Below are 23664 nucleotides of genomic sequence, written 5' to 3' on the forward strand. Positions count from 1 at the left end.
TCCCACGTCGCGAAGCATGTCCGTCGCGATAGGGGCGGGGGTCGGGCGTAGGTTCTCCTTATGTCCGATGCGAAGCCCGGTTCACCGGACGATGCGTCCGCACGCGAAGTGTCCCGACGCGACGCCTATCGCGAGGCGTTGCGCGAATCGCTGGCTCGCGATTCCCCCACCCGCGATTCTCACGGTCGCGATTCACTGACCGCGGACAACGAGGTACACCTTCCGGTGGCCTCACTGGCACCCTCTCGTCAGAAGCGCGATCCCCTGCCGGACGCCTTGCTGCGACGGGTCAAGCAGTTCTCCGGCCGACTCTCGACCGAGGCCGTGACGACGATGCAGGGCCAGCTGCCGTTCTTCGGGGATCTCGACGCGGCCCAACGCGCGAGTGTTCAGCTACTCATCCAGACGGCCGTCGACAACTTCCTCGAATGGCTGAAGAATCCCAACAGCGATATTCGCTTCTCCCTCGATGCCTTCCAGGTCATTCCTCAGGACCTTGCTCGTCGCCTCACTCTGCGCCAGACCGTCGACATGGTTCGGGTGGCGATGGAGTTCTTCGAGCAGTGGCTACCCGCCCTGGCACGAAACGATCAGCAGCTGGTCGCCCTGACCGAGGCCGTGTTGCGGTACGGACGCGAGCTCGGTTTCGCGGCCGCATCGGTCTACGCCAGTGCCGCCGAGTCCCGTGGCGCGTGGGACACCCGCCTCGAAGCCCTCGTGGTCGACGCCGTCGTGCGCGGAGACACCGGCTCGGACATGCTCTCGCGCGCCGCCACGTTGAACTGGGACGCCACAGCGCCCGCGACGGTCCTCGTCGGAACTCCCCCGGAAGACCGGGGCGTCTCGGTCGTCGGAACCGTGCACGCCGTGGCGCAGAAGCACGGACGCGCAGCGCTGGCCGTGGTGCAGGGGACGCGGCTGGTGATGGTCGTCAGTGGCCAGATCACCGATTCGTCGGCTCATCATTCGTTTCTCGACGACATGCTGCAGAACTTCTCCGACGGCCCGGTCGTCATCGGCCCCACCACCCGCACACTCGGCGCGGCGCACTCGAGCGCTGTGGAGGCATTCGCCGGTATGCAGGCCGTGGCGGGGTGGCGGGGCGCTCCCCGTCCGGTGCACGCGGGTGAGTTGCTCCCCGAGCGTGCGTTGCTGAACGACGGTGCTGCGATATCGGCGCTTCACGATCATGTGGTCGTCCCTCTGTCTGCTGCGGGGTCCGGCTTGGCCGACACGCTGGATGCGTATCTGGACTGTGGCGGCGCGGTGGAAACCTGCGCACGGCAGCTGTTTGTTCATCCAAATACCGTCCGTTACCGCCTCAAGCGCATTGCCGAGGTAACCGGGCGTGATCCCACGAACCCACGCGATGCGTACGTGCTCCGGGTTGCAGCAACAGTAGGAAGGTTGGCTCGAACGCATCACGAACCACCCCATCCAGCCCCATACGTCACACAAGTCACATTTGGCGAAGTGGTCACGTAACGCTCTGACACCGTCCGGCGATGTCGGACCTCCACGAGGCAATTTGTAGGGTTCCCACAAATTGCTTGTCGAGAGTTCATCGGGCGCGACATCACTGATCAGTGGGCCGACAGTGTTCCCTTAACTCTGTGATTGCGTTGCTTGCGCCCGGTCAGGGCTCCCAGACTCCCGGAATGCTGCTGCCATGGCTCGAACTGCCGGGCGCAGCCGACCGGCTTGCTCTGTGGTCCAAGGCTTCCGGCCTGGACCTCGTTCGCCTCGGCACTACGGCCACGGCGGAGGAAATCACCGACACCGCGGTGACACAGCCGCTGGTCGTGGCCTCGGCTCTGCTCGCGTTCGAGGAGATCGCAGCACGCGGCTTGTTCCCTGAGGACGCCGTCATCGCCGGACACTCCGTGGGTGAGCTCGCCGCAGCCGCGATCGCCGGCGTCATCTCCTCCGACGACGCGGTATCACTGGCCGCGGTGCGCGGCGCTGCGATGGCCAAGGCCTGCGCACTGGAACCGACAGGCATGTCCGCCGTGTTGGGTGGCGACGAAGCCGCTGTGCTCGCCAGGCTCGAGGAACTCGATCTGGCCCCGGCCAACGTCAACGCTGCAGGGCAGATCGTGGCAGCGGGACTGCTGACCAAGCTCGCCGAACTGGCCGAGAGTGCACCCGAGAAGGCTCGCGTTCGCGCACTCCCGGTCGCAGGCGCATTCCACACCAAGTACATGGCGTCGGCCGGCGACACCGTTGCCGCGGCCGCCGCCGCCATCACTCCGTCCGAGCCCACCCGGACCCTGCTGTCCAACTCGGACGGTCAGCCGGTCACCTCGGGTGCCGACGCACTCGACAAACTTGCCGCCCAGGTCACTCGCCCCGTGCGATGGGATCTGTGCAATGCCTACCTGCGCACCGCGCAGGTCACCGGACTTGTGGAGCTGCCCCCGGCAGGCGCACTGGTCGGTATCGCCAAGCGTGAATTGCGCGGCGTTGCCAACCTGGGCCTGAAGACGCCGGCGGACATCTCCACAATGGCCGAGCTCGGATAGCTCGGCACCCCACACCGCAGTCTCTGAACTGCGGTTCCACTTCCACTCCCCGAGTGGCAGAAATGCACAACCGCGTCTCGAAGCACATAACTTCGGCGTTCGACACAGAAGAGAAGGGACCCACAACAGTGGCCAGCCAGGAAGACCTCATCGCCGGACTTGCAGAGATCATCGAAGAGGTCACGGGCATCGAACCGTCCGAGGTGACCATCGAGAAGTCCTTCGTGGACGACCTCGACATCGACTCGCTCTCCATGGTCGAGATCGCAGTGCAGACCGAGGACAAGTACGGCGTGAAGATCCCCGACGAGGACCTCGCAGGTCTGCGCACCGTCGGTGACGCCGTCAACTACATCCAGAAGCTCGAAGCGGAGAACCCCGAAGCCGCAGAAGCTATCAAGGCCAAGCTCGACGACTCCGCGAGCGAGTGACACGGCCCATGACCAACCCATCCACCGCCAACGGACGCTTCCCCAGTGTCGTCGTCACCAGCCTCGCTGCGACCACGTCACTTGCGGGTGACGTCGATGCCACGTGGAAGGGTCTGCTGAACGGCGACAGCGGGATTGCAACTCTGGAAGACGATTTTGTCGCCGAGTACGACCTGCCCGTGCGGATCGGCGGGCACCTCGCGGTGAACCCGCAGAGCCTGCTTTCACGGGTCGAAATTCGTCGCCTGAGCTATGTGGAGCAGCTCGCCACCGTGCTCGGTCGTGAGGTATGGAAGAACGCCGGGACTCCCGACGTCGATCCTCTTCGCCTCGGCGTGTCGATCGGTACCGGCCTCGGTGGCGGCGATTCTCTGATCGACGCCAACGACAAGATGAAGGCCGGCGGCTACCGCAAGGTGTCTCCGCTCGCCGTCCAGATGGTCATGCCGAACGGCCCCGCAGCGGTCGTCGGACTCGAGCTCAAAGCACAGGCCGGCGTCATCACCCCTGTCTCTGCCTGCTCCTCGGGATCGGAAGCCATTGCGCACGCATGGCGAATGATCGTGATGGGCGACGCGGACATGGTCGTCACCGGTGGCGTCGAGGGTTACATCGACGCCGTTCCGATCGCCAGCTTCTCCATGATGCGGGCGATGAGCACCAACAACGACAATCCGAAGGGTGCGTCACGTCCGTTCGACAAGGATCGTGACGGCTTCGTCTTCGGTGAAGCGGGTGCGCTCATGGTCATCGAGACCGAGGAGCACGCCAAGGCACGCGGCGCAACGATCCACGCCCGCCTGCTCGGTGCCGGAATCACCTCCGACGGGTTCCACCTCGTGGCTCCCGACCCGGAGGGCAAGGGTGCCGCGCGCGCTATGCAGCGTGCGATCGAGACCGCCGGTCTGCAGAAGTCCGACATCACCCACGTGAACGCCCACGCCACGGCAACTCCCATCGGAGACACCGCCGAGGCGCTGGCGATCAACAAGGCCGTCGGAAATCACGCAGCGGTGTACGCACCGAAATCCGCTCTAGGCCACTCGATCGGTGCCGTCGGCGCCCTCGAGTCGGTCCTGACGGTGCTGGCAGTGCGTGAGGGAATCATCCCTCCCACACTGAATTTGGAGAACCAGGATCCCGAAATCGATCTCGATGTCGTCAAGGGCGAGCCCCGCGTCGGACAGATCGATTACGCGATCAACAACTCGTTCGGATTCGGTGGGCACAACGTAGCGCTCGCCTTCGGTAAGGCGTGATGCACTGAGTCGTTTTCTCGACTCAGCCGATCTCGCTCTCGCAGTGCATGATCCGGGCCGGGGACCGTTCCTCGCGGACGGTCCCGGCTCGGGCCTCGCCCCTCACGGGGCCCTGAAGAAGGACAAGCGATGACAATTCTGGCCCCCGTCACACGATCCGGTACCTCCACCGATCCGCGCGATCCACTCGCCCGCCTCGAGAAGCTCTTCGATGCCGGAACCACTGTGCCCCTGCACGATCGGGACAGATCGGGGATTCTCGCGGCCTCCGGTGAGATCGACGGGGTCCACACCATCGCTTACTGCTCCGACGCCACCGTCATGGGCGGTGCCATGGGCGTCGACGGCTGCAAACACATCGTCGCCGCCATCGATACGGCCATCGAACAGCGCGCTCCGCTCGTGGGTGTCTGGCATTCCGGTGGCGCGCGCCTCGCCGAGGGCGTCGAAGCTCTCCATGCCGTCGGACTCGTGTTCGAGGCCATGGTTCGAGCCTCCGGCCTCGTCCCCCAAATTTCCGTCGTCCTCGGCTTCGCGGCCGGCGGTGCCGCCTACGGTCCTGCGTTGACCGACGTCGTCATCATGGCTCCCGAGGGACGCGTGTTCGTCACCGGTCCCGACGTCGTCCGCAGCGTCACCGGCGAGCAGGTCGACATGGCCTCGCTCGGTGGCCCCGACACCCATCACAAGAAATCCGGCGTGTGCCATATCGTCGCCGACAGCGAGATGGACGCCTTCACCCGCGCCCGCCGTCTGGTGTCCATGTTCTGCGAGCAGGGCGAGTTCGACATCGCCGCCGCCGAGCACGGAGACACCGACCTCCGAGCGTTGATGCCCGAATCCAACCGTCGCGCGTACGACGTTCATCCGATCGTGCACGAGTTGCTCGACAACGTCGAGGGCGAATCGACCTTCGAGGAGTTCCAGGGCGGCTGGGCCCGCAGCATCGTCATCGGTCTCGGACGCATCAGCGGCCGCACCGTCGGCGTCATCGCCAACAACCCCATTCGCCTCGGCGGTTGCCTCAATTCCGAAAGTGCCGAGAAGGCAGCGCGATTCGTGCGTCTGTGCGACGCATTCGGCATTCCGCTCATCGTGGTGGTGGACGTTCCCGGTTACCTACCCGGCGTCAGCATGGAATGGGAAGGCGTCGTCCGCCGCGGAGCAAAGCTGTTGCACGCCTTCGCCGAAGCCACCGTTCCTCGCGTCACTCTGGTGACGCGCAAGATCTATGGCGGTGCCTACATCGCCATGAATGCTTGCGCGCTCGGTGCCACCGCTGTGTATGCCTGGCCGGGCTCCGAGGTCGCCGTGATGGGTGCGAAGGCAGCCGTCGGCATCCTGCACAAGAAGGCACTCGCCGCCGCGCCGGAAGAAGAGCGCGAGGCATTGCACGATCGCCTCACCGTCGAGCACGAAAGCATCGCCGGTGGCGTCGAGCGCGCCGTGGCCATCGGTGTCGTGGACGAGGTCATCGAGCCGAGCAAGACTCGCAGCACCGTCGCCAAGGCTCTCGCCGCGGCACCCGCGGCTCGCGGAAACCACAAGAACATCCCACTCTGACCGCTCGGCTTCGCTTGCGACCCTGACTCAGCACCCCGCCCCGTCCTCCCCCAGCCGCGTCCTCCCCCGGCCGCGTGGATGGACCCTTGCAGCGCCCAGACGTATGCAATGGTCCATTCACGGTGTGGCTCAATGCGATTCCGAGGCGCTCTGAGTGCAACGAAGCCACATTCATCCGGAGCCGAACGGGCTCCAAGGCGGGATGACGCGGCTACGCGTCGGTCAGTTCTCGATCCATTTGTGATCGTGAGCCACTCGCAACAGCGCGGATCGAATGTCGAGGATTTGCGTCGCGGTCAACGTGCCGTTGGCGGTCAACAGCGCCTCGGTGAGTTCTGCGGTGAAATCTCTCTCTGACAGCACGTCGCACATGACGTCTTCGTGCTGGTCGTGGTCGGTGAGTGCAACATTGTGGAACGGAACGTCCGGCTTGTGTCTGGTGACCAGGGCCGTCGATGCCGGACCGTCGATGATCTGCACCTGGGTGGCTTTGAGGCCGCGGTCGCCTTCGACGGCGACGTATTCGACTCGAACCCCCGGTGCCAGCAGTCTCTTGTCGAAGTCCAGATCGTTGACGTGAATGAACACGTCCTCGCCGCCCTCGTCCGGCGCTACGAATCCGTACCCCTTGAACTCGTCGAAGCGAATCACTTTTCCGGTCGACAACATCGAACTCACCACTCCACGGTCGTTCCCACATGCCTACCCCAGGCACGAACGCGAAACTACCGTGGCCACCACACCCCAGCAACCCCAGCGGTCAGCCGACGTTGCGGCTCAACCACGTCACTTCGGCTCCTGCACCGCCGGTGCGGAACGGCTCAAGTGCAGCGTCCCAATCCGAGCCGAGCGCCTGCTCCACGGCTGCGGTGAAGTTGCCTTGGTTGTTCTCAATCAACGCGCGCAGTCGCATCTCACCGAGTACCACGTCACCGTTCGCGCTGGTCGTTCCGCGCCACAGACCCAGCCCGGGTACGTGCGAGAATCGTTCGCCGTCGACGCCTTCGCTGGCGTCTTCGGTCACCTCGAACCGCAGCATCTGCCACGAACGCAGGATGCCGGCGAGCGTGGCTCCGGTACCGACCGGGCCCACCCAGTCGGTGGTGGCACGCAGCTGACCGTCGGAGGCAGGCTGCGCAGACCACTTCAAATTGGCACGGCAATCGAGGGCGTCGGTCAACGCCCATTCGACGTGCGGGCACAACGCAGCGGGCGACGAGTGGATGTACACAACACCCGACGTCGCTTCTGCGAACTGATTCGATCCACGCATTGCACTACCTCCAGCTTCGACGAGGGACGTCTTCCCCAACGACCTCGACATGCTCCGACTGGCTGCAGTGATTTTGTGCGTGTGTGTACTAGTGTGCCCCGAGTTGCCCCTGTTGCGCCAGTGCAATCTGTGAAGTGACGACTTTCACCCCGCCAGCACTGCGTCGGACACCTCCGGCCACAGCGGCTTCGCCCACTCTCCGAAGGCCCTGTCGGTCAGCACGACGCATGCAGTCTGCACTGCCGGATCCACCCACAGGAACGTTCCGGCCTGCCCGAAGTGGCCGAACGTGGACGACGAGTTGTTGCTGCCGGTCCAATGCGGAGTCTTGTCGCCCCGCAGCTCGAACCCGAGCCCCCAATCGCAGGGCTTGTGCGATCCGTACCCGGGAACGATGCCGTTCAGCCCGGGAAACTGCACGTCCGTCGCCGACGCCAGCGTCTGCGGTGCCACGAGCGTGGGTGCCACCAACTCGGTAGCGAACATCGTCAGATCGGCGAGCGTCGAGCGGCCGCCATGGCCGGCCGACCCCGGCAACGAGGTGTTCGTCATCTGCAACGGCGTACACACGGCCTCGACCAGGTAATCGGGAAAGGCTATGCCCGATTCGGTTTCGATCAACTCGGCCAGCACCTCGAATCCCGCACTCGAGTAGATCCGCTTGGTGCCGACCGGTGCCTGCACTGTGCGGTCGCCGAACGCCAGTCCCGACGCGTGCGCGAGCAGATGACGCACCGTCGAACCCTCCGGCCCGGCGGGTTGATCGAGTTCCACCGCACCTTCCTCGACGGCGACGAGGATCGCGTACGCACTCAGCAACTTGGTCACCGAGGCGAGTTCGTAGACACGATCACTATCGCCGACAGACTCGCGAACGCCGGAGTCGGTGACGACGACGGCACTGACGTGGTCGACGGGCCAGGAGGACGTGAGGTCGAGGGTAGGCACGACTCCAGAGCCTAATTGTCGGCCGGTGACGGTGCCTCGCTCCCCCGCCGGGCTACTCTCGGTCCACAGGGATGGGAGATGCAATGTCGGTTGTGTATGGATCGTGCAATTTGTGTGAGGCGATCTGCGGGTTGGAGTTCACCGTGGAGAACGACGCGGTGGTGTCGATCCGCGGTGACGAGAAGGATCCGCTCTCTCGCGGCCACATCTGCCCGAAGGCACTGTCGCTGATCGACCTGCATGCCGATACGGATCGGCTCACCACACCGGTCAAGCGGGTGGGCGACACCTGGGAGAGGATCGGGTGGAACGAGGCATACGACCTCGTCGTCGACGGGCTGATCTCGACCCGCAAGAAGTACGGCCGCAAAGCGGTCGGGCTCTATCAGGGAAACCCCAACGTGCACTCGATGGGCGCGATGACGCACGGAATTCCGTTCGCCTCGCTGCTGCGGACGCGCAATCGCTACTCCGCCACCTCGCTGGATCAGCTGCCACATCAACTCGTCGACCACCTGCTGTACGGCCATCAGCTGCTGCTGCCGATTCCCGACATTGATCGAACCGACTTCTTCCTGGTTCTCGGCGGCAATCCGATGGCGTCGAACGGCAGCATGATGACGGTGCCCGATTTCGCGAAAAGAGCTCGCGCACTGCGTAAACGAGGCGGACGCATGGTGGTGGTCGATCCGCGCAGAACCGAGACGGCCGACATCGCCGACACGCACTTCTTCGTTCGACCCGGCACCGACGCATTGTTGCTGCTCGCGATGATCCACGTCATCGTCGCCGATGGCACGTCGAAGGTGGCCGACTACATCGACGGGGCCGATCGACTGGCGGATCTGGTCGCCGAGTTCACTCCGGAATCCGTGGCTCCCGTCGTCGGCATATCGGCGGACGAGATCATCACCCTCGCGCACGATTTCGCGTCGGCGGAGTCAGCGGTGGCATACGGCCGGATGGGAGTATCCACTCAACAGTTCGGCACCGTCTGTCAGTGGGCCATCCAGGTACTCAACATCGTGACGGGCAACCTCGACCGCCCGGGCGGCGCGATGGTGACCGATCCCGCGATCGATCTGATCTCGCAGGGCATCGTCAGCCGAGGCCACTTCGACAAGTGGCGTAGCCGCGTTCGGGATCTGCCCGAGTTCGCAGGCGAATACCCCTGTTCGACGCTTGTCGACGAGATCACCACCGAGGGCAAGGACCAGATTCGCGCGATGGCAGTGCTGTCGGGCAATCCCGTGTTGTCGATGCCCGGCGGCACCACCCTGAACGACGCGTTCGCGAACCTGGACTTCATGGTGTCGTTCGACTTCTACATCAACGAGACCTCGCGTCACGCGCACGTGATCCTGCCGCCGACGATGTCGCTCGAACGCGACCACTACGACCTGATCTTCAATTCCTTCGCGGTGCACAACACCGCGAAGTACATGCCCGCGGTTCTACCCAAGCAGCCGGGGGCCAAGCATGATTGGGAGATCTTCCGAGACCTGTCGCTGCGCTACAAGAATCGCATGGCAGGTTCGACGGTCGGTCGACTGAAAGCACGAGTGACTCCGAAGAACATGATCGGCGAGGCCCGGCTGCGCCTGTCCCCTGCTCGCACTCTGGACATCCTGCTCCGTAGCAGGCGAAAGGGGTTGTCGCTGCGCAAGCTTCGGGCCAATCCGCACGGCGTCGACCTCGGCCCACTGCGTCCCGGCTTTCCACATAAATTGAAGACGCGGGACAAGCGTGTTCAGTTGATTCAGGATGTCGTGGTTGCCGAGCTCCCTGCTCTGGTCGATCTGATGCGTTCCAGCGCAGTTCCGAGTGGTGACGAGTTGTTGATGATCGGCCGCAGACACCTGCGCAGCAACAACTCGTGGATGCACAACACTGCCCGGCTCACCAAAGGCAAAGCGCGACATCAGCTTCTGGCACATCCGGACGACCTCGCGCATCGCGGTATCGAGGACGGATCGATGGTGTCGGTCACTTCCGCGGCCGGAACCGTCGATATCGAGGTGGCCGCGTCGGAGAAGATGATGCCGGGCGTGGTGAGCATGCCGCACGGCTTCGGCCATCAGCGTCCCGGTGTCCAGTTGTCGGTTGCGACGACGGTGACCGGTCCCAGCGTCAACGACATCACCGATCCCCGCCGCGTCGACGCCGTCTCGGCCAACGCGATCCTCAACGGTGTCCCTGTGCAGGTGAGGGCCAAGTAGCGCACCCGATGCACCATCACGAGGTCCGGATTCTGTACGATTCTGCAGGCTCGTACGTGGTACGAGCATGGGGCGGTAGCTCAGTCGGTTAGAGCCGTGGACTCATAATCCATTGGTCGCGGGTTCGAGCCCCGCCCGCCCCACCATTGTTTTCGCTGACCAGCGCGTTATGGCCATGCGGCGAAAGACGTAAGAAGCGGGTTGGGATAGCAGTGGGATAGCAGTTCCCAAACTCGCCCCCGAGTTGGCCCTGGTCGGACCTAGTCGTTGAGTGCGTCGGCTATAGCGTCGAGACCGTCCTCGAACAGGCCGCTGTAGACGTCGAGCGTCATTGCGGCCGAGCTGTGCCCTAGCTGCCGCTGTACATCTTTCGGTGACGCTTTCGCAGCGATGGCAAGCGAGGCGTAGGTATCGCGGAGATCGTGCGGTGTCAGCGGCGCGAGTTGTGCCAGCTCCACCGCGGGCCTGAACACTCGCTTACTCCACGACGGATTGCGGATCGGCTCGCCGGACCGAGACGGGAACACCAGCTCACCACTCGCCCTGCCGCCGATCTGCTCGCGTAGCGGCTCGACCAACATCGACGGGAACGTAACCGAGCGGGAGCTGTGATTCTTGGTGTCGGACCATTCGAGCTTGCCGCCCACCTCGCTCACCGACTGATCGATGGTCAGGCGGCGTTTGACGAGATCGACGCACCCGATCCGTAGTCCCGCGAGTTCGCCGAAGCGGATGCCTGTCCGTGCAAGCGTGTTGATGATCAACCCGTCGACGGACGGCGCGGCATCGGGGATCGTGTTCCGGCCGTTGTCGTCCTCCTCGATCGTTGACGGTGCGGCGCGCTTGCCTGCCCGCTGCGCACTGTCGCGCTCGACAGCGAGGAAGTCGGCCGCACGTACCAATCGAGCGAGTTCGGGACGTGAGAGAAAGCGTTGTGTAGCCCTACGCGCCCGCGGCAGCTGTATCCCGTCACACAGGTTGCGCGGCATCCGGCCGTCTCGCACCGCGAGGTCGAGAATCATCCGAGTGACGACGTGAACGTGCCGCACGCTCGACGGCGAGAGCTTGCGCTCAGTGGTCAGCGAAGCGATCCACGTTGCGAGGTCGCCGTGCTCGACGTCTGCCAACCTGACCGCTTCCCAACGGGGACGAACGTGAGTGTCGAGCACGCTCTCATAGGACCGCCGAGTGCTGGCGGTACGCGCCGACAGTCCCGCTCTCCAGATCTCGGCTAGCTCGCCCACTGTCATCGAGGAGCGGTCGGGAGCGACGTAGTCCCCTCGCACCAAGGCGGCGCTCTGTTCATCGAGCCAGGCTTGAGCGGCGCGCTTGGTGGTGAACGACTGCGACACCTCGCGGCCCTTGCCGTCTACGTATCGGGCCGTCCACTGCTTACCGACGCCGTGCCGTGCAGCGGGTTTGCGCGTGGCCCCACGGCATCCACAGCCGGAGGTGGGATTACCGCCCGCGTCTACGAGTTGTTCGCGGGTATGCCAACGATCGAATACCGCTCCCCTACGCCGCCGAGTCGACGGCGGGGACGGCAGGTCGTTCGGCGTGATTCGCGGGGACATACCCACACCCTACGGGAGGTACGACCAATGGATATATTCTATCCGCTCCGAATCTACATGTGTGACGCTCGTCACAGTCGGTCGTCTCCCAATGACGCGGGGTGAATCAACTTCCACGGACACGAACAATGCTCTCTCACAGGCGGTTCGGATGAATAGCCGCCGAATCCAACGCAGCGTCCGAATACACGGTTTGCCCATGCCCTGTAAACCTTGCGTCTCGAATCTGTCCTGTCACAACGGTTTTCACGCTTCCGAAGATTCGACGGCACCGATACCCGCAACGTAGCTTCTTGGCTACAAAGTTTCCGACCACAACCCGGAGGAACCCAAACCGTGACACCTACTGATCGCCTCACAGCAGAACAGGCAGCAAAGTTTCTAGGACTCTCCCGTAAGACACTCGCGAACCAGCGCAGCGCAGGAACCGGACCGCCGAGCTACAAGATCGGTAACCGAGTCTGGTACGACTCGCGAGACCTCGAAGTTTTCATCGCTCGATGCAAGTCGCAGACGCTCATCGGAGCCTGACAGCACCACCCATCAAACACCTTCACCACCGCACACCACCACACACCACCACCAAGGGAGCGCAGCTATGACTTTCTTTTGACCCCACAGAACTCGGAGGCCGGTATGACAACGAAAGCTATTGAGCGCGAACCGATACCACGTAATTGCCTGAGTCCGTCGAAAGCAACGGCAGAGGACAATCGGCGGTTTTCGGACATCCTCAACAACGAGCGGAAGCTCGAGCGTGAATCCACCGATCGAGCCTCGAAACTCGCAATCGCCGAGTATTCGGTTGGACGCGTCGCGGTCTATTTCCCGCTTGGAGATCCGCAATCCGACGAGTTCGCCTCGAGGCTCGACCGGCCCAACGACATACCCCCCGAGGTCTTGGCCAGTGGTGGCGAGTACCAAAGCACCGGAAATCGGTTCGTGAACGACGTGGAATCAGCCGGCCGGATATGGCGGTCCGATCACGCGCTCAGCGGTTCACCCGACGATGACGCGCCGCTGGTGTTGTTCTTCGAACTCACCACTGAGACAGCGCCACTGCTCGATTCCGCGCACCTCGCGGACTTCCCCGGCCTGATCGTGTTCTCGGCGGCACCGGCGCTACCTCGAACCGAACTCGCTCGACTGTTCCATGCCGCAGGAATCAACCTCGACGACTTCGAGCCGTCGGCCCCCTCGGTCGAGTGGACGGCCGAGATGTGCCACGCGATGACCGACGGTGAACCCCTGGTGTGGAACAAGTCCGACCAGACCATCCAACTGACCGAGGACCACATGACCGATACCGCTGGACTCGAGCCGGGAGATGAGATTGACCCCGAGGACGACGCACCGACAGCTCTCGATCTGGTGAAACTCCGCACCGGGCCGCGCGAACCGAGGGTAATGCTCGAGAACGACATAATCACCGCGGGGCACGTGACCAAGTTCGTCGCCGGGTCCGGTGTGGGCAAGACGGTGTTTCTGGCCGACTGCGGAGTGCATTGGTCTCTGGGGTATTCCGCTCTCGACCGAGGCTCGGACGGCCGACACCGCAAGTTGGACGGCGGTCCGAGACGAGTTCTCTATATCGACGGCGAAGTCGGCCCGTCCTGGTGGGCCGATTACCTCGACCGCTTCGACGCACCGCTCCACTTGCCGAACCTGATCGTGGTGAGCATGGAGTCGATCGCACCGCTCACCACAGCCGCGGGAGCGCAGGATATGGCGGGGTTGGTCGAGCGGTACCGGCCCGACGCCGTGATCCTCGATACGCTGTCGAGTTTTATCGACGGGGCCGAGAACGACTCGGACACGTGGATCGCGTTCGACAACCGAATCACGTTGCCGCTCAAAGCGATGGGTCTGACGGTCATCTACGCCGACCACAGCGGCAAGGATCCGAGTTTGGGAGCTCGAGGGTCATCGGCGAAGCGGTCCAAACTCGACGCAGAGTGGACGCTCACTGTCCCGCGCGCGGATCGGCCGAACGCACTTACCTTGTCTCGATTGAAGGACCGGAGCGGGTTGCTACCGGAGCGGGTGAACATCAAACGGCGCGACGGGCCGCTAGGCCACATTCGGGTGTCCGAGGGCAAGCTACGGCTCGCCGCGACAGTTGTATCCGACGACGGCGACGAAGTGCCTGCCGACGGCAAGGTCGCAGCGATAGTCACGCAACTCGACGATTGGGATGTCTCGACCAAGACGGGTCGGCCGTCGGTCGCAGCACAGCTACGAGACGCGGGTTTCAGCGCGCCGGACGCCGCGATCCGAGCGGCGATCGACTACCGCCGATCGAGGGATGGGTGAACAGAAAATGACCCCGGAAAACTGTGCGAAAAACTGTGCGCGAGCACCCCCGCCACGCACAGCGCCACGCACAGTTGGCACAGCTACGCACAGTCACCGCCAAGAAGACAGAAACGCCAGTTCAGAGCACGTAAAACTGTGCGTCGCACAGGTACGCACAGCTCTCGATCGGTGCCTGTTCGCACAGTTGCCCAAACCGTAGGTGGGGCACTGTGCGCACACCCAGGGACGAACACCCCCCAAAAAGGAGAACAACACATGACGAACGAATACGGCAGCGGGATCGACTCGACCGACTGGGACCGGCCAGCGGGGTTCGCCGGAATCGGCTCACGTGAGGCGCACGAGATCATCGGCAACACCGACGCGCACACCTACCGGGAACACGTAGCGCAGAGCGAAGCTCAGGCCGAGCGTCGACGAGCCGAGTACGACAGGGCTCGAGCGTCTGGTATCGGGGTATGGCCGCACTTGGACAACGAGCTCGGTAGGCGATTGGCCGACGGCCCGTTGGCCGGCATCAAGCGCAACGCGGCCGCGGCGAAGAAGGTGCAGTCCCGTCTCGACGAGGAGTTCGAGCACCTGATGAGTCTGGCGGCAGGGCAGCGGGATCCCGAACTTCTGGGAGCAGCATGGGAGGCCGCGCAGGCGAAAGCCAAGGTGCCGGCCATCATGCTGCCCGCAGAGGAGTTTGACCAATCGACGAGACTGGTCAACCACCCGATGCGCCGACGCGAAGATCTTCTCGAAAGGATGCGTCTGCATTGGGCGAGCGAGAACCGTGAGACGGTGCTCGCGGAGTGGGTCGAGATCGAGCAGGTTATCGGCGAGGAATCGACGGCGGTCCTCGATGAAGCGCCGCGGGTGTATTGGATTCTGGTCGACGCGACCGGCGTGGTGGACAACGCGGATCTGGTGATCGAGAACGGACAGCCCGAAGTGCTCGACGCGTTCAAAACATGGCCGACGCTGGTCCAGAAGTGGGAAGACGTGCAGTCCGTGAGGCAGTGGCTCACGGTGGCGGCAGAGAACGGATTCGACGAAAAGGCCCCTGATCGGCTCATCCGGACCGGCGCTCAGATGATCGAGCGCGAGGTGTGGCGCTCACAGTTCGTCGGCCACGAGATCGACGCCGACACCCCCGCAGAGGCCTTGCAGTGGTACGCCGAACGCATGACCACCAACAACGAAACCGCCGAGGTGAACGCGTAATGGCACAGCACGACGGGACCGAAGTCCGCGGTATGTCGAAGTACCTCAAGGATCGGCCGAACGCTAAGCAAATGATGCAGGGGCAGCAGCGGGAGGCGAGTGCGGAAAGTGAGGAGACCGGACCGGTCAACGACATCGCGTCGGCGCTTGGGAAGGAGCTGACCCGGCTCGCTCGAGATCCCGAAGCGCGACAAGCGAAGCACGCGGCAGATCGCGCCGAGCGAGACCGGCTTGAGGCCGCGCGAGAGCGGTCACGCGTACAGCGAGCCAAGGAAGCCCTCGAGCACCGAACCGAGATCGTCGACCCGACGGCCCGCGGTATGGCTCGATACGTGGGGGCAGACAGCCCGAGCTAGCCATTGATACCACCAGGAAGCTCAAAGCGTCACAGGCTCATCGGCTTTGGTCGGTGGGCCTGTGTGACGCGCGGATGGACCTAGCAGTCCTTTCGCCTCTTCTGGGGAAGCCGAAACGTTTTCTGAGCATCAACGAAAGCACCACGCCGCGAGACCAAGTACATGACCTTGCCTCGACGAAAGCGGCTAAGGTCGATCCATGGCGCGTCTGACCCTTCCGCAGCTCGAACGACACCTCTTCTCAGCAGCCGACGTTCTGCGTGGATCTATGGAGGCGTCCGCCTACAAGGAGTACATCTTCGGGATGCTGTTCCTCAAGTACGCCTCCGACCAGTTTGAAGCCGAGCGCGACAAAGTCATCTCCGACCAGCTCGCTAGGGGCCGCGACCAAACCGAAGCCGAGATGCGGGCCGAGAACTCTGCTTTCTATGACACCTTCTACGTTCCAGAACGTGCCCGCTGGCCCTATCTGCGCGACCACGCGCACAAGCACGTCGGCGACGAGCTGAACAAGGCCTTGCAGGCACTTGAGGAACGCAACAGCGCGCTCGACGGGGTGTTGCAACACATCGACTTCAACCGCAAAGTTGGTCAGTCGTCGATGTCGGACAAGAAGCTGCGTGAGCTGATCATGCACTTCAACAAGGAGCCGCTGCGTCAAGACCGCTTCGAGTTCCCCGACCTCCTCGGAGCAGCCTACGAATATCTGATCAGTGATTTCGCCGACTCCGCAGGTAAGAAGGGCGGTGAGTTCTACACGCCCCGTTCCGTTGTGCGGCTCATGGTGCAGATCGCAGACCCCCGGGAAGGTATGAGCGTCTACGACCCCTGCACAGGGTCCGGCGGAATGCTGATCCTGTCCAAGGACTACGTCGAAGAAAGCGGCGGCAACAGCCGCAACCTCGCACTCGCCGGCCAGGAAAAAGATGGCAGCGTCTGGGCAATCTCCAAGATGAACATGCTGCTGCACGGCATCCCTGACGCCGATCTACGTAACAACGACGACGGGACGCTCGAAGACCCCGCCCACATCCAGGGCGGCGAGTTGATGCGCTTCGATCGCGTCCTCACCAACCCACCGTTCTCACTGAACTACAGCAAAAACGCGATCCCGTTCCCCGAACGTTTCCGTTACGGCTACACCCCCGAGTCCGGCAAAAAGGCCGACCTCATGTTCGTTCAGCACATGCTGGCTGTCACCCGAGCTGACGGGATGGTCGCCACCGTAATGCCGCATGGGGTCCTGTTCCGCGGCGGTGACGAGGGACGAATCCGGTCCGGTCTCCTCGACGACGACATCATCGAAGCCGTCATCGGCCTCGGCCCATCACTGTTCTACGGCACCGGCATCCCCGCATGCATTCTGATCCTGCGCCACAAAGGCGCAAAGCCTGCTGAGCGTGAGGACAAGGTGCTGTTCATCAACGCTGACCGCGCCTACCGCGAAGGCCGCGCTCAGAACTTCATCGAACCCGAACACATCGAAAAGATCGTCTCGGCCTACCGCGAATTCGGCGACATAACGGCATTCGCCAAAGTCGTCAGCCGCCAGGAACTCGCCGCGAACGACGACAACCTCAACATCCGTCGCTACGTCGACACGACCCCACCGCCGGAACCGCAGGACGTGCGTGCGCATCTGCACGGCGGTATCCCCAAGGCTGAGGTGGAGGCCAAGTCGGAGCTGTTCACCACCCACGGATTGAGCATCAACGACCTTCTCGTTGAGCGTGACGCCGACTACCTGCAATTCATGTCTAGCGTCACCGCCAAATCCGAGCTCAAGGAACTGATCGGAACCAACACTGGGGTCATTGACGCCGAAGCTGCTATCACCGAGGTGATCGAATGCTGGTGGACTGCAGAGCAAGCCCGATTTACCCGGCTACAGACCACGGCTGACCTGATAGACCTACGCAAACAACTGGTCGCCACATTCCAGACAGCACTGGCACCGATCGGCATGCTCGACCGCTTCGTGGTCAGCGGCATCATCGCCAGCTGGTGGGGCGAGAATCAGCCCGATCTCAAGACTCTTGCCTCAATCGGCTTTCAAGGCCTTATCGACGCATGGGTCACCACAGTGCTCGACGCTCTGGACGAGGAGAAGTCCAAGATCGATCCGCTCGACCACAAAGTTGCACGCGCGTTGCTGCCCGAGTACCTCGACGGCTTGGCTGTCCGCGATGCCGACGTTGCAGAACTTGACTCGACGATCAAGGCCGCCACTGCCAAACCCGGCGACGAAGATGCAGACGACACAGACGGGCAACTGTCGCCCGCCGAACTCAAGAAGCTGAAGACGCAACTGACTGCGGCTAGGAAACACTTCAAGGCCGATAAAGCTTCATTTGCCGAGAAACTCACCGCTGCAGTTCGTGCGCTCGACGACGCTGCTGCGCAGGCACTCGTCCTCGACCTCTTCCGAAATGACTTGCTCACCGTCGCTGACCAACGAGTAACCCGACACCGCCGAGCGGTTGTCGACGCGTTCGAAACCTGGTGGAGCAAATACCGAGCAACTCTCGCTAGCCTCGAACACGAACGCGACACGGCAGCCGAGAATCTAGCGGGCTTCCTCAAGGAGCTCGGATATGAGTAGCGCACCGGCTGATTGGACCTCGACTTTACTTGGCAAACAACTCAGCTTGCTGAAAGACGGAACCCATGGTTCGTTTTTACGGACACAGATTGGCGTTCCTTTTCTGAGCGCGAAGAATATTTCGAAGTCAGGCACGGTTATCTTCGACGACACCGATGATCTGATCTCGGATCGTGATTACCAGGCGATACATTCAAGGTTTTCCTTAAAGTCAGGAGACTTGCTCCTAACCATTGTAGGGTCGCTCGGGCGACGTGCGATGTTTCGTGGAGAGAGGGTAACTTTTCAACGAAGTGTTGCGTATCTTCGGTCGAATGGGCACTTCTTGATCCTAAGTACCTGTTCCACCTGTTAAGCGGAAACGAGTTTCAGCGGGAACTCGTTATGCGAAGTAATTCAACTGCGCAGGCGGGCGTGTACCTCCAAGAATTGGCAAAAATTGAGATCTCGCTTCCGTCGCTAGCTGAGCAGCGGCGTATCACTGAGATCCTGGACACCCTGGACGACCAGATCCGCGCCACCGAGCGGATCATCGCCAAGCTCACACTCGCCAAGAACGGCTACTCGGATGATTCTTTTGGCCATACGTTAATGTCCGACTCGAAATCTGTACCATTAGTTCAGCTTTTGGCGCACTTGATCGACTATAGGGGGCGCACGCCGCGAAAGTTAGGCATGGACTGGGGAGGTGGCGAAATCCTGGCACTCTCCGCTAACAATGTTCAAATGGGGGGGATCGATACCAGCAAGGAAGCCTACTTCGGTAGCGAAGCGCTATACGCAAGGTGGATGACGAATGGGACAACCAAACTCGGCGACATACTAATGACGCTGGAAGCACCGCTTGGGAACGTCGCCCAGGTCCCAGATGAGGAAAAATATATCCTCAGTCAGCGCGTTGTCTTGCTTCGGTTTGATGAATCGAGATTTCTAAACAGATTTGCCTATTGGTACCTGCAATCCCAGCCACTGCAAAAGGAACTGGTGCGAAATTCGACCGGTACGACAGCATCTGGAATTCGCCGAGCAAGCCTCGAAAAAATATCTGTGCCAGTGCCAAGCATATCGGAACAATGCAAGATTGCAGACACATTGTTCGCCTTCGAATCTAAGATCGCTGCCGAGCAGAGGGGTCTGACGAAGCTGCGGCTTCAGAAGCAAGGTCTGAGTTCGGACCTCTTAACAGGTCGCGTTTTGGTGGTACCGGAGAATCAATCATGAGCCTCGGCCCGGAATACATCGAATCCGAGAAACCGTTGCTCGATCAGTTGGCCGGTCTTGGCTGGTCGCAAATCGAAGGCTCCAAATCCGACCCGACCGTGACTGGTCGAGAATCGTTTCGTGCACCGCTGATCGAGGCACGGCTTCTCAGGTCGCTGCACCAAATAAACCTCGGTCCTGACGGTCAACCGTGGCTGGATGACTCAAGACTGTCCGAGGCAGTCTCCTCGCTGACGCGCACAGAGACCGGCAAGCTCATCGAAATCAACGAACGTTTGACTGAGCGCCTCCTCGAAGGCGTATCGGTTGCGGGGCTGCCAGAGTGGGATCAAGGTCGCAGCCAACGAATCAAGTTCATCGACTTCGAGCATCCCGAACTCAACGACTTTCTAGCGGTTAACCAGTTCCGCGTCGACGAGCCCGGCGGTCAATCAAAGAAGTTCGTGGTGCCCGATGCGGTGTTGTTCGTCAACGGAATTCCACTGGTGGTGATCGAGTGTAAGAGCCCGTATGTCACTGATCCGATGGCCGAAGGCATCAACCAGCTACGGCGTTACGCAAATCAGCGCGATCTCGGCGCTCCCGAGGGTAGTGAGCGGCTGTTTTGGACCAACCAGTTCGTCATTTCGACTTACGGCGACAAAGCCCGCGTCGGCACGTTCACTTCAGGCCCTGAGCACTTCCTTGAATGGAAGGACCCCGCACCGCTTAGCCGCGACCAGTTGGCCGAGCACTTGGGCAAATCTGCCGCCGACCTCACTGGGCAGGAATTGCTCGTTGCCGGGATGCTCACTCCCGCAAATCTTCTGGACATCATTCGGCATTACATTCTTTTTCAAGAAGCTGGTGGACGACGCATAAAGATCGTTGCCCGCTATCAGCAGTATCGCGCCGTCCTCAAATCCGTCGATCGTCTGCGCACCGGCAAGACTCGTAAAACTGACGGTGAACAGGACCGTCGCGGCGGATTGGTGTGGCATACCCAAGGGTCGGGTAAGTCTTTGACGATGGTGTTCCTGGTGCGCGCCATGCGCGCCGACCCTATCCTGCGTGCGTTTAAGGTCGTGATCATTACTGACAGAACCGATCTGGAGAAACAGCTGGCTGCGACAGCGAATCTCTCCGGCGAAACTGTCCAACGGGCACGGAAGTCGGCCAAGCTCCGGACGATGCTGGCCGAGCACGGGCCAGCGCTCGTATTCGCGATGATTCACAAATACCGCGACCCGGACACGCAGAGTTCGATAGACCGGGGCCTAGACAGTGATGAAGGTGTCGAATCGTTCGGCGTACTCAATACGGACGAGTCGGTTCTCATCTTGGTTGATGAAGCGCACCGTTCGCAGACTTCGACCCTGCACGCGAACCTGATGGCCGCCCTGCCGAATGCCGCCAAGATCGGGTTCACCGGAACACCGATCATGCGCGAGGGGAAGAAGCGTACCGAGTCGATCTTCGGCGAGTTCATCGACAAGTACACAATCCGGCAGGCCGAGGAGGATGGCGCTGTAGTGCCGATCTTCTACGAAGGTCGAACTGCCAAGGGTGCGGTGGCAGGCGGTAGTGACCTCGATGAGCTCTTCGAGGACATGTTCGCCGAGCACACCGACGCCGAGATCGAGAAGCTGAAAACCCGCTACGCCACGGCAGGGTCCGTTCTCGAAGCACCCAAATTGATTGCGGCCAAGTCGAAATCAATGTTGTGGCACTATATTTCGACCGTGATGCCGAACGGCTTCAAAGCGCAAGTCACAGCAGCCAGTCGCCTGGCGACGGTTCGCTACCACGAAGCGTTGAGGGTCGCCCGCGATGAGTTGGTGGCTGACATCGCGGCGCTACCGGCTCATCTGAGTGCCGACTACGACGGTGATGCAATCGACATCGACAGCCTCGACCGCACAACGCAAGTGCTGGTGCGTGCGGCTCCCCAGATCGAGTTGCTCAAGGCGTTGGAATTCGTTCCGGTATTTTCGGGCAGCCACAATGACGATCCGACTTGGGCGCAGTGGACCGACAAGTCGCGTCAGGACTCCGCGATCGAAGACTTCAAAAAGAAGCTCGGGCAGCCGGGCGACAAGACCAGCCCGGTGGCTTTCCTGATCGTGCGCACCATGCTGCTGACCGGCTTCGACGCGCCGGTTGAGCAAGTGCTCTACCTGGACCGTTCGATCCAAGACGCCGAACTGTTGCAGGCTATTGCTCGCGTAAACCGGACTGCCACCGGCAAGAGTGCTGGACTGCTGGTCGACTACTACGGCGTCGGTGCGCACCTGCAAAAGGCGCTCAGGGCTTACGCACCCGAAGACGCCGACGACGCGATCGGTGCCTTGGCGTCGATCAGGGACGAACTGCCTAAGCTGGGCGATCGACACGCACGAGTGATCGCCGTCTTCGCCCAAGCCGGTATCGACACTTTCGACACTGCCGAGGATGTCGAGGCCTGCGTGCAGGTGCTGGCCGACGAGGCCCTCCGCGCCCGCTTCGAAGTACTTCTGAAACAGTTCCTTTCCACGATGGACATCGTTTTGCCGCGCCCCGAGGCCCTGCCGTTCGTGCGGGATGCCAAACGTCTCGGGATCATCTCGCTGGCTGCGAAGCGGCGCTACCGCGACGACGGTCTCGGCGACTTCGACAGTTCTCTGTACGGGGAAAAGGTCCGCAAACTGATCGACGAGCATGTCACAGCCCTCGACATCGCCACCAAGATTCCGCCAGTGTCGATCACCGACGCTGATTTCTTGGCCAAGGTCCAGGGGCTGACTTCCGACAAGGCCAAGGCGTCGGAGATGGAGCACGCGCTCCGCTTTCATATTCGTAAGAACTTCGACGAAGACCCGGCTCGGTACAGCAAGTTGTCCGAACGGCTCGACGACATTCTTAAGACGTTAATCGACAAGTGGGATCAGCTCGCGTTGGCACTGACCGAATTGCTCGGTGATGCGCAGGACGATGGCAGCGGCAATGCTGTGCACGAAGATCCGCTGGTGGCGCGCTTTTACGGACTGTTGGAGGCTGAGTTCGCAACCGGTGAAAAATTGTCCGAGGAAGTTCGTCTCGACATTGTGCACCTGGCGCAAAAGATCGTGCTTGACGTCGAGATGCAGGCCAGTATCGTGCGGTTCTGGCAGAACCCGCATAAGCAAAATTTTCTTCGTAGGCAGCTGATCCACACCATTGACGACCGCGACTTGTTCCCGTTCGACGAGCAGGCGCCGCTGGCCGATAAGCTGATGGAACTTGCCAAGGCGAATCAGTCCCTTATCGCTTCTAGGAGCAAGCAGTGAGTGTGGCAGCGATGACGCTCCAACTCGATGGTATGACTGTTTCCGTCGAAACCGGAGGCACCAGCCGAAAGGCAAAGCTGACCATAGACCGGGACGGCAGCCTACAACTCAAAGCGGCACCCGACATCGAGCAGGCTGAGCTCGAGCACTTCCTCGCCTCTAAGCGTGGATGGATCTACCGCAAGCTCGCCGAAAAGCAGTCGCTCCGCCAAGAGTCGGTTGTCAAGGAACTTGTAGATGGTGAAGGCTTTCTCTACCTTGGCCGTAGCCATCAGCTCAGGATCGTCGACACCGAAGACCATCGAGTGCGGCTGCAACGAGGCAAGCTGAACCTTCCGAGGGCCCTTGCCGAACCTGGATATGATCACCTGATCGGTTGGTATCGAACGGCAGGGCTGACTTGGCTCAAGCCCCGAGCCAAGGATTGGGCCAAGCGTTTACACGTTGTTCCTCTGCAGATTGAAGTGGCTGACCTTGGCAACAAATGGGGATCGGCTTCACCAAGCGGTCGAGTCCGCATTCACTGGGCAACCATGCAGCTGCGCCCAGCACTCGTAGAGTACGTGCTCGCACACGAGCTCACGCACCTGCGCGAAGCGCACCACGGCCCCGCGTTCTGGCAACTTCTCACTCGAGCAATGCCAGACAGCGATCAGCGCAAGTCGGAGCTCGCGGCTGCAGGAGCACATGTCTGGCAGGGAAAGTCCGCTTAGAAGGAGTTCCGACGCCCGGCAAGGGGTAGGGGTGGGAGCCCCCTCCCGGCCCCGCGGAGCGGGGGCAGCCAGGTACTGCAGATTTCGTCGGCTGCGGTGCGAAAAGAACCGCATTTTGACGCCCTCAAACGCCCTGAACAGGCCTTTTCGGGCTGAACGCGCGTTCGAATGCCG

18 protein-coding genes, 1 tRNA gene and 1 pseudogene are annotated in these 23664 nt (G+C 61.9%); 16 read left to right on the forward strand and 4 right to left on the reverse strand.

All coding sequences use genetic code 11. The features are described 5' to 3' along the window. Window positions 1-60 precede the first annotated feature (60 nt). The 5 genes from ACIGGF_RS01175 to ACIGGF_RS01195 all read left to right on the forward strand — a co-directional run bounded on the left by ACIGGF_RS01175 (window position 61) and on the right by ACIGGF_RS01195 (window position 5775). Window positions 61-1485 (forward strand): PucR family transcriptional regulator, encoded by a 1425-nt coding sequence (locus tag ACIGGF_RS01175; protein ID WP_397519616.1) that lies wholly within the window; start codon window positions 61-63, stop codon window positions 1483-1485. Between the two features lie 128 nt (window positions 1486-1613). Continuing rightward, window positions 1614-2522 (forward strand): ACP S-malonyltransferase, encoded by a 909-nt coding sequence (locus tag ACIGGF_RS01180; protein WP_397519617.1) that lies wholly within the window; start codon window positions 1614-1616, stop codon window positions 2520-2522. A 128-nt stretch (window positions 2523-2650) separates the two neighbouring features. Then, window positions 2651-2953, forward strand: a complete 303-nt coding sequence (gene acpM, locus ACIGGF_RS01185) for a meromycolate extension acyl carrier protein AcpM (protein ID WP_027497448.1) — start codon at window positions 2651-2653, stop codon at window positions 2951-2953. Window positions 2954-2961: 8 nt separating this feature from the next. Further along, window positions 2962-4212: a KasA/KasB family beta-ketoacyl-ACP synthase gene (locus ACIGGF_RS01190; protein ID WP_032403883.1), complete on the forward strand. Its 1251-nt coding sequence runs from the start codon at window positions 2962-2964 to the stop codon at window positions 4210-4212. Between the two features lie 129 nt (window positions 4213-4341). Then, window positions 4342-5775, forward strand: a complete 1434-nt coding sequence (locus ACIGGF_RS01195) for an acyl-CoA carboxylase subunit beta (RefSeq protein ID WP_397519618.1) — start codon at window positions 4342-4344, stop codon at window positions 5773-5775. Between the two features lie 222 nt (window positions 5776-5997). Here the strand turns inward: ACIGGF_RS01195 and ACIGGF_RS01200 are convergent, their stop codons facing one another. From ACIGGF_RS01200 to ACIGGF_RS01210, 3 genes are all read right to left on the reverse strand, one after another. After that, on the reverse strand, window positions 5998-6444 hold the full coding sequence (locus ACIGGF_RS01200; RefSeq protein WP_397519839.1) for a cold-shock protein: 447 nt from the start codon (window positions 6442-6444) through the stop codon (window positions 5998-6000). Window positions 6445-6535: 91 nt separating this feature from the next. After that, entirely contained in the window at window positions 6536-7048 is a 513-nt protein-coding gene (locus tag ACIGGF_RS01205) for a DUF3145 domain-containing protein (protein WP_397519619.1), read from the reverse strand. Between the two features lie 144 nt (window positions 7049-7192). Continuing rightward, on the reverse strand, window positions 7193-7996 hold the full coding sequence (locus ACIGGF_RS01210) for a serine hydrolase domain-containing protein (RefSeq protein WP_397519620.1): 804 nt from the start codon (window positions 7994-7996) through the stop codon (window positions 7193-7195). An 83-nt stretch (window positions 7997-8079) separates the two neighbouring features. On the opposite strand from ACIGGF_RS01210, the gene ACIGGF_RS01215 reads away from it, so the two are divergent. Both ACIGGF_RS01215 and ACIGGF_RS01220 read left to right on the forward strand, forming a co-directional pair. Beyond that, the gene (locus ACIGGF_RS01215; RefSeq protein WP_397519621.1) at window positions 8080-10215 is read left to right on the forward strand and encodes a molybdopterin-dependent oxidoreductase; all 2136 of its coding nucleotides are present in this window, start codon (window positions 8080-8082) and stop codon (window positions 10213-10215) included. A gap of 69 nt (window positions 10216-10284) precedes the next feature. Then, window positions 10285-10361, forward strand: a tRNA-Ile gene (locus tag ACIGGF_RS01220). Window positions 10362-10475: 114 nt separating this feature from the next. Here ACIGGF_RS01220 and ACIGGF_RS01225 read toward each other — a convergent pair. Then, window positions 10476-11789: a tyrosine-type recombinase/integrase gene (locus ACIGGF_RS01225; protein WP_397519622.1), complete on the reverse strand. Its 1314-nt coding sequence runs from the start codon at window positions 11787-11789 to the stop codon at window positions 10476-10478. Window positions 11790-12125: 336 nt separating this feature from the next. Here ACIGGF_RS01225 and ACIGGF_RS01230 point away from each other — a divergent pair, with 336 nt between their 5' ends. The 9 genes and pseudogenes from ACIGGF_RS01230 (at window position 12126) to ACIGGF_RS01270 (ending at window position 23490) form a co-directional block, all read left to right on the forward strand. Continuing rightward, window positions 12126-12320 carry a helix-turn-helix transcriptional regulator gene (locus ACIGGF_RS01230; RefSeq protein ID WP_397519623.1) on the forward strand — a complete coding sequence of 65 codons (195 nt, stop codon included), beginning with the start codon at window positions 12126-12128 and terminating at the stop codon, window positions 12318-12320. A 105-nt stretch (window positions 12321-12425) separates the two neighbouring features. After that, window positions 12426-14102, forward strand: a complete 1677-nt coding sequence (locus ACIGGF_RS01235) for an AAA family ATPase (protein ID WP_397519624.1) — start codon at window positions 12426-12428, stop codon at window positions 14100-14102. Window positions 14103-14360: 258 nt separating this feature from the next. Next, window positions 14361-15314 (forward strand): hypothetical protein, encoded by a 954-nt coding sequence (locus tag ACIGGF_RS01240; protein ID WP_397519625.1) that lies wholly within the window; start codon window positions 14361-14363, stop codon window positions 15312-15314. Beyond that, window positions 15314-15670 carry a hypothetical protein gene (locus tag ACIGGF_RS01245; RefSeq protein WP_397519626.1) on the forward strand — a complete coding sequence of 119 codons (357 nt, stop codon included), beginning with the start codon at window positions 15314-15316 and terminating at the stop codon, window positions 15668-15670. The genes ACIGGF_RS01240 and ACIGGF_RS01245 overlap by 1 nt, the downstream gene beginning before the upstream one ends. A 199-nt stretch (window positions 15671-15869) precedes the next feature. Next, on the forward strand, window positions 15870-18272 hold the full coding sequence (locus tag ACIGGF_RS01250; RefSeq protein WP_397519627.1) for an N-6 DNA methylase: 2403 nt from the start codon (window positions 15870-15872) through the stop codon (window positions 18270-18272). A gap of 276 nt (window positions 18273-18548) precedes the next feature. Beyond that, a pseudogene (locus tag ACIGGF_RS01255) lies at window positions 18549-18806 on the forward strand (restriction endonuclease subunit S); the annotation flags it as partial. Continuing rightward, window positions 18804-19493, forward strand: coding sequence for a restriction endonuclease subunit S (locus tag ACIGGF_RS01260; protein WP_397519840.1), 690 nt, complete (start codon window positions 18804-18806; stop codon window positions 19491-19493). The pseudogene ACIGGF_RS01255 and the gene ACIGGF_RS01260, both read left to right, overlap by 3 nt. After that, window positions 19490-22777, forward strand: coding sequence for a type I restriction endonuclease subunit R (locus ACIGGF_RS01265; RefSeq protein WP_397519628.1), 3288 nt, complete (start codon window positions 19490-19492; stop codon window positions 22775-22777). The genes ACIGGF_RS01260 and ACIGGF_RS01265 overlap by 4 nt, the downstream gene beginning before the upstream one ends. Then, window positions 22774-23490 carry a M48 family metallopeptidase gene (locus ACIGGF_RS01270; RefSeq protein WP_397519629.1) on the forward strand — a complete coding sequence of 239 codons (717 nt, stop codon included), beginning with the start codon at window positions 22774-22776 and terminating at the stop codon, window positions 23488-23490. Before ACIGGF_RS01265 ends, ACIGGF_RS01270 begins: the two co-directional genes overlap by 4 nt. Window positions 23491-23664: the final 174 nt, after the last annotated feature.

The organism is Rhodococcus sp. NPDC078407 (genome assembly GCF_044542515.1).
GTDB lineage: Bacteria > Actinomycetota > Actinomycetes > Mycobacteriales > Mycobacteriaceae > Rhodococcoides.